Origin of the sequence: Arsenicicoccus piscis (assembly GCF_022568835.1) — a bacterium.
GTDB classification, from domain to species: domain Bacteria; phylum Actinomycetota; class Actinomycetes; order Actinomycetales; family Dermatophilaceae; genus Arsenicicoccus; species Arsenicicoccus piscis.
This window is the reverse complement of the sequence record NZ_JAKZHV010000001.1, coordinates 174,552-188,353: the sequence shown is the minus strand read 5'-3', so window position 1 is coordinate 188,353 and position 13,802 is coordinate 174,552. Positions and strand designations below refer to the sequence as shown.

Annotated in this window: 15 protein-coding genes and 1 pseudogene; 10 read left to right on the top strand and 6 right to left on the bottom strand. The window is 73.0% G+C overall.

All coding sequences use genetic code 11. The features are described from left to right. Positions 1 to 13: 13 nt before the first annotated feature. Complete coding sequence (locus MM440_RS00980; RefSeq protein WP_241441340.1) at positions 14 to 472, top strand: GatB/YqeY domain-containing protein; 459 nt, start codon at positions 14 to 16, stop codon at positions 470 to 472. On the opposite strand, the gene MM440_RS00975 is transcribed toward MM440_RS00980, so the two are convergent. Beyond that, entirely contained in the window at positions 469 to 2,964 is a 2,496-nt protein-coding gene (locus tag MM440_RS00975) for a transglycosylase domain-containing protein (protein WP_241441339.1), read from the bottom strand. The genes MM440_RS00980 and MM440_RS00975 overlap by 4 nt on opposite strands. 190 nt (positions 2,965 to 3,154) lie before the next feature. Between MM440_RS00975 and MM440_RS00970 the strand changes: the two genes are divergently transcribed. Then, the gene (locus MM440_RS00970; protein ID WP_241441338.1) at positions 3,155 to 3,481 is read left to right on the top strand and encodes a WhiB family transcriptional regulator; all 327 of its coding nucleotides are present in this window, start codon (positions 3,155 to 3,157) and stop codon (positions 3,479 to 3,481) included. 40 nt (positions 3,482 to 3,521) lie between these two features. On the opposite strand, the gene bagB is transcribed toward MM440_RS00970, so the two are convergent. Next, entirely contained in the window at positions 3,522 to 4,658 is a 1,137-nt protein-coding gene (gene bagB / locus MM440_RS00965) for an ArsA family ATPase (protein WP_241441337.1), read from the bottom strand. Next, positions 4,655 to 5,716 carry an ATPase BagA gene (gene bagA / locus MM440_RS00960; protein ID WP_241441336.1) on the bottom strand — a complete coding sequence of 354 codons (1,062 nt, stop codon included), beginning with the start codon at positions 5,714 to 5,716 and terminating at the stop codon, positions 4,655 to 4,657. Before bagA ends, bagB begins: the two co-directional genes overlap by 4 nt. Before the next feature lie 36 nt (positions 5,717 to 5,752). Between bagA and MM440_RS00955 the strand changes: the two genes are divergently transcribed. The 4 genes from MM440_RS00955 (at position 5,753) to MM440_RS00940 (ending at position 8,166) form a co-directional block, all read left to right on the top strand. Beyond that, positions 5,753 to 5,914: a Sp36 family protein gene (locus MM440_RS00955; protein WP_241441335.1), complete on the top strand. Its 162-nt coding sequence runs from the start codon at positions 5,753 to 5,755 to the stop codon at positions 5,912 to 5,914. A 1-nt stretch (position 5,915) separates the two neighbouring features. Further along, a complete protein-coding gene (locus MM440_RS00950) occupies positions 5,916 to 6,383 on the top strand; it encodes a RidA family protein (protein ID WP_241441334.1) in 468 nt (155 codons plus the stop codon). 11 nt (positions 6,384 to 6,394) lie between these two features. Beyond that, complete coding sequence (locus MM440_RS00945) at positions 6,395 to 7,345, top strand: NUDIX hydrolase (RefSeq protein ID WP_241441333.1); 951 nt, start codon at positions 6,395 to 6,397, stop codon at positions 7,343 to 7,345. An 80-nt stretch (positions 7,346 to 7,425) separates the two neighbouring features. After that, positions 7,426 to 8,166, top strand: a complete 741-nt coding sequence (locus MM440_RS00940; protein WP_241441332.1) for an MBL fold metallo-hydrolase — start codon at positions 7,426 to 7,428, stop codon at positions 8,164 to 8,166. A 33-nt stretch (positions 8,167 to 8,199) separates the two neighbouring features. Here the strand turns inward: MM440_RS00940 and MM440_RS00935 are convergent, their stop codons facing one another. Beyond that, positions 8,200 to 8,877 (bottom strand): Crp/Fnr family transcriptional regulator, encoded by a 678-nt coding sequence (locus MM440_RS00935; RefSeq protein ID WP_338155598.1) that lies wholly within the window; start codon positions 8,875 to 8,877, stop codon positions 8,200 to 8,202. 217 nt (positions 8,878 to 9,094) lie between these two features. Here MM440_RS00935 and nth point away from each other — a divergent pair. From nth to MM440_RS00915, 4 genes and pseudogenes are all read left to right on the top strand, one after another. Continuing rightward, a pseudogene (gene nth / locus MM440_RS00930) lies at positions 9,095 to 9,777 on the top strand (endonuclease III). Next, positions 9,774 to 10,427: an NUDIX hydrolase gene (locus tag MM440_RS00925; RefSeq protein ID WP_241441331.1), complete on the top strand. Its 654-nt coding sequence runs from the start codon at positions 9,774 to 9,776 to the stop codon at positions 10,425 to 10,427. Before nth ends, MM440_RS00925 begins: the two are co-directional and overlap by 4 nt. After that, on the top strand, positions 10,424 to 11,413 hold the full coding sequence (locus MM440_RS00920) for a MarP family serine protease (RefSeq protein ID WP_241441330.1): 990 nt from the start codon (positions 10,424 to 10,426) through the stop codon (positions 11,411 to 11,413). The genes MM440_RS00925 and MM440_RS00920 overlap by 4 nt, the downstream gene beginning before the upstream one ends. Further along, positions 11,374 to 11,631: a MarP family serine protease gene (locus tag MM440_RS00915; RefSeq protein WP_241441329.1), complete on the top strand. Its 258-nt coding sequence runs from the start codon at positions 11,374 to 11,376 to the stop codon at positions 11,629 to 11,631. Before MM440_RS00920 ends, MM440_RS00915 begins: the two co-directional genes overlap by 40 nt. Positions 11,632 to 11,744: 113 nt before the next feature. On the opposite strand, the gene MM440_RS00910 is transcribed toward MM440_RS00915, so the two are convergent. After that, on the bottom strand, positions 11,745 to 12,182 hold the full coding sequence (locus tag MM440_RS00910; RefSeq protein WP_241441328.1) for a phage holin family protein: 438 nt from the start codon (positions 12,180 to 12,182) through the stop codon (positions 11,745 to 11,747). 82 nt (positions 12,183 to 12,264) lie between these two features. Next, positions 12,265 to 13,671 (bottom strand): Na+/H+ antiporter NhaA, encoded by a 1,407-nt coding sequence (gene nhaA / locus MM440_RS00905; protein ID WP_241441327.1) that lies wholly within the window; start codon positions 13,669 to 13,671, stop codon positions 12,265 to 12,267. Between the last annotated feature and the right edge of the window lie 131 nt (positions 13,672 to 13,802).

The following is a 13,802-nucleotide window of genomic DNA, read 5'->3' as shown; positions in this document are numbered from 1 at the left end:
GACAATCACGAGCATGAGCACCCTCAAGGAGACCCTGCACGACGACCTCACCGAGGCCATCCGGGCCCGCGACCAGGTCCGTTCGGCCACCTTGCGGATGGCCCTCACCGCCGTCACGAACGCCGAGGTGGCCGGCACCGAGGCGCACGAGCTGACCGACGACGAGGTGCTGAAGGTGCTGGCCAAGGAGGCCAAGAAGCGCCGCGAGGCCGCCGAGGCCTACCGCGGAGCGCGCCGACTCGAGCTCGCCGAGGTGGAGGACGCCGAGCTCGCCGTCCTCGAGGTCTACCTCCCCAAGCAGCTGACCGACGACGAGATCACCGAGATCGTCCGCGCCGCCGTCGCCGAGACCGGTGCCACCGGCATGAAGCAGATGGGTCAGGTGATGAAGGTCGCGAACGCCACCGTCGCCGGTCGCGCCGAGGGCGGCCGGGTCGCCGCCGCGGTGCGCGCGGCGCTCACCCCCGCCTAGGGCTTCGCAGCGGAGGCCGCCGGCGCCGGCGCGGTGGCCGCGGGTTTCGCCGGCGTGGCTGCGGGCTTCGCCTGCTGGGCAGGCTGGGCAGGCTGAGCCGGCTGGGCCTGCCCAGCCGATCTCGTCGGCGCCGCGCCTTGGGTGGCCGCGGCGCGGGGACGCACCCCGGCCGAGATCCGCAGCGTCACGGTGCTGCCCTTGAGGGCCCGGTCGCCGGGGTAGGCGTAGGACACCAGCCCGCGGCCGATGTAGTTCGAGTAGACCCTGCGGCCCACCTGCGCCTGGAAGCCCGCGGACTGCAGCGCGCTGGTGGCCTCGGAGACCGACATGCCAGCGACCTTCGGGACGTCGGTGTAGTCGCCGTTGGTCACCGGCGTGCTGGACGCGGTGCCGAACTGCACGATCGGCAGGTCCTGGCTGGCGGCGTTCATGATGCCCTGCCAGATCGGTCCGGCGACCTTGTAACCCTGCAGCTTGCCGTAGTAGCGGGTGCCGTCCGAGCCGTGCAGGCGGGCGTTGTTGAAGCGGTACTCGAGGCCACCGGCGCGGTCGCCGTTGGGGGTGCCGACCCACACGGCGGTGGAGTACTGCGGGGTGGCGCCGACGAACCAGGTCTCGTTGCCGTCGTCGGTGCCGGTCTTGCCGATCGACGGGCGCCCACCGGCGAGCTGGACGGTGCGGCCGGTGCCGTCGGTCATGACGGACTGCAGCAGGTTCGACGTCTGGTCGGCGACCTGCTTGCTGATCACCTGCTTGCAGCCGGGCAGGTTGAGGTTGAGCTTCTTGCCGGCGGAGTCGGTGACCGACTCGATCGGGTTCATCGGGCAGTACTTGCCCTCGCCGCCGAACGTCGCGTAGCTGAGCGACATGGTCATCGGCGAGATGTTGGCCGAGCCCAGGCTGATGGCGGCGGGAGACGGGACCATCTGGTCGCTCATCTTGCCCTCCTGCATCTGCGGGCGCCCGAGGTGGATGCCGAGGCGGGTCTCCATCTCGCGCACCTTGCAGGCGCCGAGCTGCTGGACCAGCTTGACGAACGCGGTGTTGACCGAGTTGCGGGTGGCGTCGCGCAGGGTCATGACCCGGCCGTTCTCGTCGCCCTCGACGTTGCGCACGACCCACGGGGCGGTGGGCCCGCAGCCGTTGAAGTCGGAGGCGTACCAGGTCGCCGGGGCGGGGCGGATCCCGCTGATGGTGTAGTCCGGGCCGAAGCCCGCCTCCATCGCGGTCGCGATCGCGAACGCCTTGATGGTCGAGCCGACGTTGAACCCGCCGCCACCGCCGTAGGTGGAGTCGACGGCCCAGTTGACGCTGGTCTTGCCGTCGCCGCCCTTGAGGCTGTAGCCGGACGACTGCACCATGGCGCGCACCTTGCCGGTGCCGACCTCGGTCGTGACGGCGGCCGACCCGAACGGCGGGAAGTCCTGCTGGCCGACGCGGCGCGCGATCGACTCCTGAGCGGCCTTCTGCAGGTCGGGGTCCAGCGTGGTGACGATCTTGTAGCCGCCGGTGCGGACCCGACCCTCGCGCTCGTTGCCCGTCTTGCCGAAGGCCGGCTGGGTGCGCGCCCAGTTGACGATGAAGTCGCAGAAGTAGGGGTAGGGCGAGACCGCGCACGAGTTGGTGGGGTTGTAGGGCTTGGTGCCGAGCGGGGCCTTGACCGCCGCCTGGTACTGCGCGTCGGTGATGATCCCCTCGCCGTGCATGACGCCGAGCACCACGTTGCGGCGCTTCAGCGACGCCTGCGGGTGGTTGATCGGGTCGGTGGTGCTGGGGTTCTGGACGAGCCCCGCCAGCGTGGCCGCCTGGGTGAGGGTCAGCTTGGCGGCGGTGGTGTGGAAGTAGTGCCGGGCGGCGGCCTCGATGCCGTAGGTGCGGTCGCCGAAGTAGACCAGGTTGAGGTAGTCCTGCAGGATCTCGTCCTTGGTCTTGACCTTCTCGACCTGCGCGGCGTACTTCAGCTCCTGGAGCTTGCGGCCCAAGGTGACCTCGGACGCGGCCTTGACGGCCTCGCTGTCGCCGCGGCGCTCGGCCGCGGTCTCGAGGGTGACCTTGACGTACTGCTGGGTGAGGGTCGAGGCGCCGCGCACCGCGCCGCCGCCGACCTTGCCGGCCACGGCCGCCGCGATGCCCCGCAGGTCGACGCCGCCGTGCTCGTAGAAGCGCTTGTCCTCGATCGCCACCTGCGCCTTGCGCATGATCGGGGCGATCTGGGACAGCGGCACGACCACGCGGTTCTGGTCGTAGAGCGTGGCGATCTCGGTCTTGCCGTCCGAGGCGTAGACCGTGGTCTGCTGGTTGGGGACCACCGACTGGAAGTCGGCCGGCAGCGAGTCGTAGGCGCCGACGCCGGTCTTGACCGAGGCGCCGAACATGGCCACACCCGGGATGACCAGCGCGGATGCGACGATCCCGGTCGCCACGGCGATGGCGAAGAACGCCGCCAACAGGCTCGTGACGTTGGGGATGCTCGCGATCCGTCCCTGCTTCATAGGTACGAGGGTAACTTCTCGAACTTTGCCCGTAACCCAAGCCGGGGTCGCGCGTTTACAGCATGTACACGCGATGGAGACCAGGTCGTGTGACTAGTCCCGAGGACGACGGTATACCCCTCCGGCTAGCCATTGGCCTCGCTTCGAAGACTACTTACCCTTTCGGGGGAAGATCCAGGGGAGGAACCTCATGACCGTCCACACCGAGACCTCGGTAGAGCGGCCCGTCCAGGCTCAGTGGATCCAGGAGTGGGCGCCGCTCGGCGCCTGCGTCAACGGCGACCCGGACGCGTTGTTCGTCCAGGGTGCGGCGCAGCAGCAGGCCAAGCAGATCTGCGTGGGCTGCCCCGTCATCGCCGAGTGCCTGGCCGACGCGCTGGACAACCGCACCGAGTTCGGCGTGTGGGGCGGGATGACCGAGCGCGAGCGTCGCTCGCTGCTCAAGCGTCGTCCCGAGGTCACCTCCTGGCGCCCGGTCCTCGATGCCGTCCGCGCCCGAGGCACCCGCGTCGCCTGAAGGGGCGAGCGGCCCTGACGCCGGCTTCCCCGCAGGAGCCTCACCGCAGGATCTGCCGCAAACCCTCCAGGTCGTGCACGTCCGTCGGCGCTGCCGCCACGACCGCCACCGGCACCCCCGGGTGCGCCGCCGCGAACCCGCGCAGCGCCGCCCGGTGCCGAGCGGCCAGCGCCCCGACACTCGCCTGAAGCCGTAGCGCCGCCGCCGCGGCCCGCTCCGCCGCTCCCGACTCCTCCCCGTCGGTGAGCTGCAGGGCGGCCCCGAGCGCACGGTCTACGCCGATGGGGCCGGGCTGGGCCACCCGGTTGAGCACGAGACCCGCGAGCGGCATCTGGTCGTGGGCGAGCCGCTCGACGAAGTAGCGCGCCTCCCGCAGCGCGTCGCGCTCCGGCGCGGCGACCACGAGGAAGGCCGTGCCCGGCTCGCTGAGCAGGGCGTACGTCGCGTCGGCCCGCTCCCGGAACCCGCCGAACATCGTGTCCAGCGCCGCGACGAAGGTCTGCACGTCGCGCAGCAGCTGGGCCCCGAGGAGCTTGTCGAGCACCTTGGTGGCGACCGCCACGCCGCCGGCGAGCGCCTTGACCGAGGCGCGGCCACCCACCTTCGCGGGGGCGGCCAGCAGCCGCACGAACCGCCCGTCGAGGAAGCTGCCGAGCCGCTTCGGCGCGTCGAGGAAGTCCAGCGCGGAGCGCGACGGCGGGGTGTCGACGACGATCAGGTCCCAGCGACCCGTGCGGTCGGCCTCGGCGCGCAGCTGCCCCAGCTTCTCCATCGCCATGTACTCCTGGGTGCCCGCGAACGAGCTGGACACCGACTGGTAGAACGGGTTGGCGATGATCTGCGCGGCCCGCTGCGGGTCGGCGTGGGCGTGCACGACGTCGTCGAACGTCCGCTTCATGTCCAGCATCATCGCATCGAGCCGACCGCCGCCCGCCCCGACGCCGGGCACCGTGCGAGGGGTGTTGTCGAGCTCACCGACCCCGAGGGACTGGGCCAGCCGGCGCGCCGGGTCGATGGTGAGCACGACGACGGACCGCCCGGCCTCGGCCGCGTGGACCGCGAGCGCCGCCGCCGTCGTGGTCTTGCCGACGCCGCCGGAGCCGCAGCAGACGACGATCCGGGTCGCCGGGTCCGTCACCAAGGCGGGCAGGTCGAGCGTGGTCGGGGTGCGGCTCATCGCGCGAGTCCGTTCTCGGGCAGGTCGAGCTGTCCTGCGTCCTCGTCCGGCTCCGGGTCCAGCTCCTCGGCGAGCAGGTCCGCGAGCTCGGCGAGCGCACCGCCGTCGATGCCGTCGGGCAGCAGCGGCAGCAGCACGAGCGGGAGGCCGAGCTGCTCGAGCAGGTCGTACTGCGCGGCCTCCAGGTCGAGCCGGTCCCGGTAGCCCCGGGCCGTATCGAGCAGCGAGCCCGCCACCCGCTGCGGGTCGTCGATCCCGACCGAGCCGACCGCGTCGGCGACGGCCGGGACGTCGATGGTCCCGTCTGCCAGCGCCAGCAGTGCCACCTCGTCGGGCTCGTCGAGCAGGGCGGCGCGCGCCTGGTTGACGACGACGGCACCGACGGGCAGCCCTGCCTCGCGCAGCTCGGCCACCGCGTCCACGGTCTCCTGCACGGGCATCTCCTCGAGCAGCGTGACGACGTGGACGCGCGTCTGATCCGAGTGCAGCAGGGTCGTGATCGCGCCGGCCTGGGAGTGGATCGGTCCGGCCTTCGCCAGGTCGGCGACCTGCTCGTTGACGGACAGGAACCGGGTGATCCGTCCCGTCGGCGGGGCGTCCAGCACGATCGCGTCGTAGTGCTCGGGCGTGCCCTTCGGGTGCGGCCGGCCGCTGGTGCGCCGGGTCGCCTCGAAGACCTTGCCGATCAGCAGCACGTCCCGCACCCCGGGGGCGATGGTCGTGGCGAAATCGATCGCGCCGACCTTCTCCAGGACCGAACCCGCGCGGCCGAGCCGGTAGAACTGCTGGAGGTACTCGAGCAGCGAGGCCCGGGCCTCGACGGACAGCGCCCACAGCGCGGCGCCGCCGGGGCCGTCGGCGACCCGACGCTCTACGGGGCCAAGGGGTGGGGTGTCGAGCGTCTGGGCGAGGCCCTGGCGCTCCTCGACCTCGACGAGCAGGACGGTGCGCCCGTCGCGGGCCAGCGCCATCGCGAGGGCGGTCGCCACGGTCGTCTTGCCCGAGCCGCCCTTGCCGGTCACGACGTGCAGCCGGACGCGGTCCGGCGAAGGAGTCATGCGGCCAGGGTAGAGGCTGGGGCTAGAGTCGGGACCATGACTGAGAAGACCACGTGGGAGTACGCCACGGTCCCCCTGATCGTGCACGCGACCAAGCAGATCCTCGACCAGTGGGGCTCCGACGGGTGGGAGCTCGTCCAGGTGCTCGTCATGCCCGAGGGCAACCTCGTGGCCTACCTCAAGCGCCCGAAGGCCTGACGTGGGCGCCGTCGAGGACCGGCTCGCCGAGCTGGGGCTGACCCTGCCGCCCGTGGTCGCGCCGGTGGCGGCCTACGTGCCCGCGCTGCTCGACGGCCGACGGGTCTACACCTCGGGGCAGCTGCCGATGGTCGGGGGAGCCCTGCAGGTCACCGGCAAGGTCGGGTCCGACGTCACGCCGGAGACCGCCAAGGAGCTAGCCGCCACCTGCGCCCTCAACGCGCTCGCCGCCGTGAAGTCGGTGGTCGGCGACCTGGACCGGGTGGCCCAGGTGGTCAAGGTCGTGGGCTTCGTCGCCAGCGACCCGTCCTTCACCGGCCAGCCGAGCGTGATCAACGGCGCCAGCGAGCTGCTCGGCGAGGTGTTCGGCGACCGTGGCCGGCACGCGCGGTCCGCGGTCGGCGTCGCGGTGCTCCCGCTCGACGCGCCGGTCGAGCTCGAGCTGCTCGTCGCCCTCGCGGACGACTGAGGGCGGTCCCGATGGGCGAGCTGGGGCACTGGCGCGACTTCCCGACCGGTGAGCTGGGGGAGCGGGCCGCGGCCTGGCTCGCCCTCCCGGGCGATCAGCGGGTCGGCCCGGACACCCGGCTCGCGGCGACGGTCATGCTGCTGCGGGACCGGGTCGCCGCTGCTGGCGACGGTCTCGAGGTGTTCCTGCTGCGCCGGGTCCCCTCGATGGCGTTCGCACCCCGGATGACCGTCTTCCCCGGCGGTGGCGTAGACCTCCGCGACCGGCACGCGGTCGACCTCCCCTGGGTCGGGCCGGGTCCCTCGGAGTGGGCCGAGCGGCTCGGGTGCGGTGAATCCGACGCGCGCGGGCTGGTCGTGGCGGCCGTGCGCGAGGTGTTCGAGGAGTGCGGCGTGCTGCTCGCCGGCTCCGGCGCCGACGACGTGGTGGCCGACGTGGCCGACGACTCCTACCGGGCCGACCGCGCCGCGCTGGAGGCCCGCGAGCTGTCCTTCGCCGAGATGCTGACCCGCCGCGGGCTGGTGCTGCGCGCCGACCTGCTGTCGCTGCGGGGCCGCTGGATCACGCCGCCGTTCGAGTCGCGCCGCTACGACACGGCGTTCTTCGCGGCGCTGCTGCCGAGCGGGCAGCACCCCGACGACTGCACGACCGAGACCGACCTGGCCGGGTGGTACGTCCCGGCCGACGTCCTCGCGGCCCACGACCGCGCCGAGGTGCTTCTGCTGCCGCCGACGATCGTCAGTCTCGAGGAGCTGGCCGACGCCGGCGCTGACGCCGGCACCGATGCCGGCGCCGCGGCCGCCGTCGTGGCCCAGCAGCCGCCCGTGTGGCCGATCGAGCCCGAGCTGGTGCCCGGGCGTGCCGGCGCCGACCCGGTGCTGCGCGCCCGCGTGCCGAGAACCTCCCGCGGTGCTGACGCCGACGCCCGGGCCGGCACGGGCGAGCACGGGGTGGCGCGGTGAGCGGACGAGTCGCACCACCGGCACCGACGGCTGCCCCGGGCGAGTGGCGCGGTGGCCGCGTCACGGCCCGGGCTCGGTGCGTGCTCGCCCCGAACCCCGGCCCGATGACGCTCGACGGCACCAACACCTGGGTGGTGGCCGAGCCCGGCGCCTCGGGCGTCGCCGTGATCGACCCCGGGCCGCTCGACGAGGCCCACCTGCAGGCGGTGCTGGCCGACGTGGCCGGCCACGACCAGCACGTCGAGCAGGTCCTGCTCACCCACGGGCACCCCGACCACGCCGAGGGAGCCGGGCGGTTCGCCGAGCTGACCGGTGCGCCCGTGCGGGCCATCGGGCGAGGCGGCGACGACCTCGCCGAGGGGGAGCGGCTGCAGGTCGGTGGCCTCGAGATCGCGGTGCTCGCGACGCCCGGGCACACCGGCGACAGCGTGAGCTTCGTCCTCCCCGCCGAGAACGCCGTGCTGACCGGTGACACCATCCTCGGCCGCGGCACCACCGTGGTCGCCCACCCCGACGGCGTGCTGGCCGACTACCTCGACAGCCTCGCGCGGCTCAAGGCGCGGACCGGCTCGGGCGAGCTGACCCAGATCCTGCCCGGCCACGGACCCACCGTGAGCGAGGCGGACGAGCTGGTCTCGTTCTACCTCGTCCATCGCGCGGAGCGGCTCGACCAGGTGCGCGAGGCGCTCGCTGCGGGTGCCGAGGGTGCCGACGAGGTCGTGAAGCGGGTCTACGCGGACGTGCCGCGTGCGGTGTGGCCCGCGGCGCGGCTGAGCGTGCTGGCCCAGCTCGCCTACCTCGAGGGGCCCGGCGCGCGCTAGCGGCCGGCGGCAGCGCTCGACCGGCCGAGTGGGCTACCGCGAGCGGCGCTGCAGGCGCTCGATGTCGAGCAGGACGACGGCGCGGTTCTCGACCCGGATCCAGCCGCGGGTGGCGAAGTCGGCGAGCGACTTGTTGACGGTCTCGCGGGACGCGCCGACGAGCTGCGCGAGCTCCTCCTGGGTGAGGCCGTGCGCGACGAGGATGCCCTCGTCGGCGGGGCGACCGAACCGCTGGGCGAGGTCCACCAGGGCCTTGGCGACGCGGCCGGGCACGTCGGTGAACACCATGTCGGCGAGCAGCTCGTTGGTGCGGCGCAGCCGGCGGGCGATCGCGGTGAGCATGGTCATCGACACGTCGGGCCGCTGACGGACCCAGGCGCGCAGCTGGTCGTGACCGAGCCCGACCAGGCGGGTGTCGGCGACGGCGGTCGCCGTGAGCGTGCGGGGGCCGGGGTCGAAGAGGGACAGCTCGCCGAACATCTCGCCGGGGCCGAGGACGGCGTAGAGGTTCTCGCGGCCGTCGCTGCTCGTGCGACCGAGCTTCACCTTGCCGTCGATGATGATGTAGAGCGCGTCGCCGCGGACCCCCTCGTGGAACAGCACCTCGCCCCGGGTGAGCCGGGTGGGCGTCATCATGGCCTGCAGGGCGGCGGCAGCCTCGTCGTCCAGCGCCGCGAACAGTGGGGAGCGGCGCACCACGTTGTTGTCCACGAAGGGCATCATGCCACGCGGGTGGCACCGCTGCTGATCACTCGCCGATCACTCACCGATCACCTGCCGGGTCTTACGGGCGACACTCAGCCAACGCCCCTACCCTGACGACGTGCTCCAGCCCCCGACCCAGCCCCCGACCCCGGCTGCCGCCGCCCGTGCCCGGAATCGGTTCGCGGTCGAGACCCCGGTCGCGCGCACCCGCAGGGCGCGCCGGATGTATCGGATCCTGCACGACACCTACCCCTACGCCCGCGCGGAGCTCGACTTCACGAGCCCGCTCGAGCTCCTCGTCGCGACGGTGCTGTCCGCGCAGACCACGGACGTGGGGGTCAACAAGGTGACGCCGACGCTGTTCACCCGCTACCCGACGGCCGCGGACTACGCCGCCGCGGACCGCGCCGAGCTGGAGACGCTCATCGCCCCCACCGGGTTCTTCCGCGCCAAGGCCGACGCCCTGATCAAGCTCGGGGAGCGCTCGTGGAGCGCTTCGGCGGCGAGGTCCCGAGCGCGATGGCCGACCTGGTGACCCTCCCCGGCGTGGGGCGCAAGACCGCGAACGTGGTGCTGGGCAACGCCTTCGGCGTGCCGGGCCTGACCGTCGACACGCACTTCGGGCGACTGGTGCGTCGCTTCGGCTGGACCGAGGAGACCGACCCGGTCAAGGTCGAGGCGGCCGTCGCGCAGCTGCTGCCGCGCCGCGACTGGACCATGGCCAGCCACGTCATCATCTTCCACGGCCGGCGGATCTGCCACGCCCGCAAGCCCGCCTGTGGGGTGTGCCCGATCGCCGGTCTGTGCCCGTCCTACGGCGAGGGCGAGACCGACCCGGTCAAGGCGGCCCGCCTGCTGAAGTTCGAGCTGGCGCCCGGCCAGCCGCTCGCCCCGGTGGTCGGATGAACGCGCCCGTCCCCGACTGGCTGCAGACGCTCAGCCAGCGCCTCCAGGAGACCCCGGCCGAGGGCTACAGCGCCCACCTGCCGCCGCGGGAGGGGGCCCGCCGCCGCGCCGCCGTGCTGGTGCTGGTGGCCCCGAACGAGCAGGACGCGCAGCGTCAGGACGTCGTGCTCACCGAGCGGGCCCACACCATGCGCAGCCACCCCGGCCAGGTCGCCTTCCCCGGCGGCTCCATCGACCCGGGTGACACCGGACCGGTCGCCGCTGCGCTGCGCGAGGCCCGCGAGGAGGTCGGCCTGCACGACGACACCGTCGAGGTCCTCTCGACCCTCCCCGAGCTCTACATGCCGCACCGGTTCTTCGGCGTCACGCCGGTGCTCGGGTGGTGGCAGCAGCCGCACCCGATCGGCCCGGCCCAGCCGGAGGAGGTCGCCAGCGTCTTCCGCGCGCCCATCGACGAGCTCGTGGACCCGGCGTCCCGGTTCACCGTCACGCACCCGAGCGGCTACGTCGGACCGGCGTTCGAGATCGACGGCCTGCTCGTGTGGGGCTTCACCGCGGGGGTGATCTCGCGGCTGCTCACCTTCGCCGGTCTCGAGCAGCAGTGGGACAGCAACCGGCGCGAGGTGCTCCCGGAGAGGTTCTGGTCATGACCTCCGGTGTGCTCGACGTCATCCTCGTCCTCGTGCTCGTGTCCTACGCGGTCACCGGCTGGCGCTCGGGCCTGGTCGCCGGCGCCCTCGGCATGATCGGCCTCGTGGGCGGCGGTGTCCTCGCCATGAGTCTGCTCCCGACTCTGCTCGACCGCGCCACGGTGCTGCAGGGGAGCCCGATGCTGCGGGCCGTCGTGGTCCTGGTCGCCGTCGTGATGGGTGCCTGCATCGGCCAGGCGATCCTCGGCACGATCGGCCGGCGGCTGCGCGACGCCAACCGGATCGGGGCGCTGCGCTGGGTCGACTCGCTGCTCGGCTCGGTCGCCACCTTCCTGGTGGTCGGCGTGGCCGTGTGGTTCCTCGGCAACGCGCTGCGCCCCGCCGTCCCGCGCTCGGCCACCACCGTCATCGCCGGCTCCAAGGTGCTGTCCGCCCTGGACGACGTCATGCCTGCGCAGGGCAGTGCGCTGTTCTCCAGCTTCCGCAACGCCCTGGACATCGCGGAGTTCCCCCGGGTGTTCGATGGGCTCGGGCCGGAGCCGATCACCCCGGTGACCGCGCCCGACCCGGGCGTCACCCGCACCCCGGGCATCACGGCGGCCGCCGCGAGCGTCGTCAAGATCACCTCGGACTCGACCACCTGCCGCCGGGTCCAGGAGGGCAGCGGGTGGGTCGTGGCCCGGCACCGGGTCGTCACCAACGCCCACGTCGTCGCCGGGTCGAGCGAGGTCACCCTGCGGGTCGGCGGGCAGGGCCGTGCGGTGCCGGCGACGGTCGTGCACTTCGACCCCGAGCTCGACGTCGCCGTGCTCGACGCGCCCACCCTCGACGCGCCGGCGCTGGACCGAGCCCCGTCGGTGCTGCCCGCCCGCACCAGCGCGGTCGTCGCGGGCTTCCCGCTGGACGGGCCCTATCACCTCAGCTCCGCGCGGTGCGCTCCACCCTGGTGGCCACCGGCAACGACATCTACGGGGGCGCGGGCGTGACACGCCGGGTCTACTCGATCTATGCGGCGGTCAAGCCGGGCAACTCCGGCGGTCCGCTGCTCACGACCGACGGACGGGTCGCGGGCACGATCTTCGCCCGCTCGCTGGACGACGCGTCCACGGGCTATGCGCTCACCGACGCCGCGATCGCCCCGACCCTGGACCGGGCCGCCACCATGAGCGAGCCCGTCGGCACCGGCCGGTGCGCCAACGGGTAGACCCCGCAGCGAGACCTGGGCAGGACGCGCGAAGGGCCGCCCCGGTCGGGGCGGCCCTTCGCGCGTCGGCCTGATGGCCTGGTGCGTGGCCCGGCCGTAGCGGGGCGGGGGCGTCAGGCCGTGCGGGACAGCTCGGGACGGTCGTTGTTGGTGGTGGCCGCCACCTTGACCGCGTCGACGGTCTCCTGCGCGTTGCGGATGGTGCGCTCGGGCTTGCCCTTGATGCCGGACAGGGCCTTCTTGCCCACGAGGCCGAGGATGCCGGCGACCACGAGCAGCACGACGGCGACGATGAGGAAGGACAGCCAGGCCGCGAGACCGGCGGCGGTCAGGCCGTAGGCAGCCGCGATGAGCAGCAGGATCAGGGCGAGGAAGGCGAAGACGCCAGCACCCGCGAGCAGGCCCGCGCCCTTGCCCGCCTTCGCCGCGTCCACCTTGACCTCGGCCTTGGCCAGCTGGATCTCGTTGTGGACGATCGTCGACAGGTCCTGCGTGGCGTCGGCGACGAGCTGGCCGAAGCTGCGGGCCTGCGGGTCGGTCTCGTTGATCATGGTCTTCTCTCCCTGAGGATGTCTCGGGTCGGTCGCGGGTGACATGGCGGATCTACTCCGAGAATACCCACTTCTCGTCGTTCTACCGGCTATCCGGCCGGGCCGGGGGTGCGGACTGCTCGGGCTGGTAGACGTCCGGGATGCCGTCGTCGTCGAGGTCCTCGGCCTCGCGCAGCGCGATCTGGGCGTAGACCCTGTTGCGGGCTCGCAGCACCACGGCGGCGAGGACGGCGGCCGCGAGGGAGCCGGTGAGGACGGCCACCTTGACGTGGTCGTCGCGCGGGGAGCCGGCGCCGAAGGCCAGCTCGCCGATCAGCAGCGACACGGTGAACCCGACGCCCGCGAGCAGCGAGACGCCGAGCATGTCCGACCAGGTGAGGTCCTCGTCGAGCCGGGCCTTGGTGAAGGTCGCCATCGCGAAGGTGCCGCCGAGGACGCCGACGAGCTTGCCGAGGACCAGCCCGAGGGCGATGCCGAGGGCGGCCGGGTCGTGCCAGGCCGCCCCGAGCCCTCCGCCGACGACGGTGACGCCGGCCGCCATGAAGGCGAAGACCGGCACGGCGAACCCGGCCGACACCGGGCGCAGGTGGTGCTCCATCCGGCTCCCGACACTGGTCTGGACGACCTGCTCGGCGTGCTCGCGCAGCGGGTGGTCGGTCGGGACCTCCCGCTCGAGCCGCTCGATGTTGGGTGCTTGGTACTTCCTGCTCACCACGCTCGGCACGAGCAGGCCCATGATGACGCCGGCGACGGTCGCGTGGATGCCGGACGCGTGGACGAGCGCCCAGGCGGCGAAGGCCAGCGGCCCGAGCAGCCACCAGTAGGTGCGGCGGCGCTGCACCGCGATCCCGAACAGCGCCAGCGGGACGACGGCGAGTGCGAGCAGGGTGAGGTCGAGCGAGCTGGTGTAGAAGATCGCGATGATGGTGATGGCGATCAGGTCGTCGACGACGGCGAGCGTCAGCAGGAAGGCCCGCAGGCCGCTCGGCAGCGAGCTGCCGATGACGGCGAGCACGGCCAGCGCGAAGGCGATGTCCGTGGCGGTCGGGATCGCCCACCCGCGCATCGCGTCACCGCCCACCCCGGAGGTGGCGACCACCACCGCGTAGACGATCGCCGGCACCGCGACGCCGCACGCCGCCGCCACGATCGGCACCGCGGCCTTGCGCGGGTCGCGCAGCGTGCCGGCGACGAACTCGTGCTTGAGCTCGAGCCCGGCGACGAAGAAGAAGATCGCGAGCAGGCCGTCCGCCGCCCAGGTGGCGAGCGACAGGTCCAGGTGGAGGGCGTGCGGGCCGACCGTGACGTCCCGCAGCGCGAAGTAGCCGTCGCGCCAGGGCGAGTTCGCCCACACCAGGGCGAGCGCGGCGGCTGCGAGCAGGAGGGCGCCACCGACGGTCTCGGTGCGCAGGAGGGCCGTCACCCGCTGCGCCTCGGGCCACGTGGACCGGGGGAGCAGGCGGGGGGACGTCGGGGGAAGCAGGGCCATGAGTCACTTTCGGGACGAGGAAAGGGGTCGGCAAGGCCGACGCCGACCAGACTTCCCGGCACACCACTGCTGTTGCCCCCACTCTACCCGCTGCGCAGGACAACCTTTGTGGGGAGGATGGGCGTCCACAG

What these genes read in the sequence shown, in the direction of transcription:
- MM440_RS00910 (WP_241441328.1), bottom strand. Translation starts at nt 12,182, where the DNA reads ATGATCAACGAGACCGACCCGCAGGCCCGCAGCTTCGGCCAGCTCGTC.
- bagA (WP_241441336.1), bottom strand. Translation starts at nt 5,716, where the DNA reads ATGACTCCTTCGCCGGACCGCGTCCGGCTGCACGTCGTGACCGGCAAG.
- bagB (WP_241441337.1), bottom strand. Translation starts at nt 4,658, where the DNA reads ATGAGCCGCACCCCGACCACGCTCGACCTGCCCGCCTTGGTGACGGAC.
- MM440_RS00925 (WP_241441331.1), top strand. Translation starts at nt 9,774, where the DNA reads ATGAACGCGCCCGTCCCCGACTGGCTGCAGACGCTCAGCCAGCGCCTC.
- MM440_RS00945 (WP_241441333.1), top strand. Translation starts at nt 6,395, where the DNA reads ATGGGCGAGCTGGGGCACTGGCGCGACTTCCCGACCGGTGAGCTGGGG.
- MM440_RS00955 (WP_241441335.1), top strand. Translation starts at nt 5,753, where the DNA reads ATGACTGAGAAGACCACGTGGGAGTACGCCACGGTCCCCCTGATCGTG.
- MM440_RS00970 (WP_241441338.1), top strand. Translation starts at nt 3,155, where the DNA reads ATGACCGTCCACACCGAGACCTCGGTAGAGCGGCCCGTCCAGGCTCAG.
- MM440_RS00980 (WP_241441340.1), top strand. Translation starts at nt 14, where the DNA reads ATGAGCACCCTCAAGGAGACCCTGCACGACGACCTCACCGAGGCCATC.
- MM440_RS00920 (WP_241441330.1), top strand. Translation starts at nt 10,424, where the DNA reads ATGACCTCCGGTGTGCTCGACGTCATCCTCGTCCTCGTGCTCGTGTCC.
- nhaA (WP_241441327.1), bottom strand. Translation starts at nt 13,671, where the DNA reads ATGGCCCTGCTTCCCCCGACGTCCCCCCGCCTGCTCCCCCGGTCCACG.
- MM440_RS00975 (WP_241441339.1), bottom strand. Translation starts at nt 2,964, where the DNA reads ATGAAGCAGGGACGGATCGCGAGCATCCCCAACGTCACGAGCCTGTTG.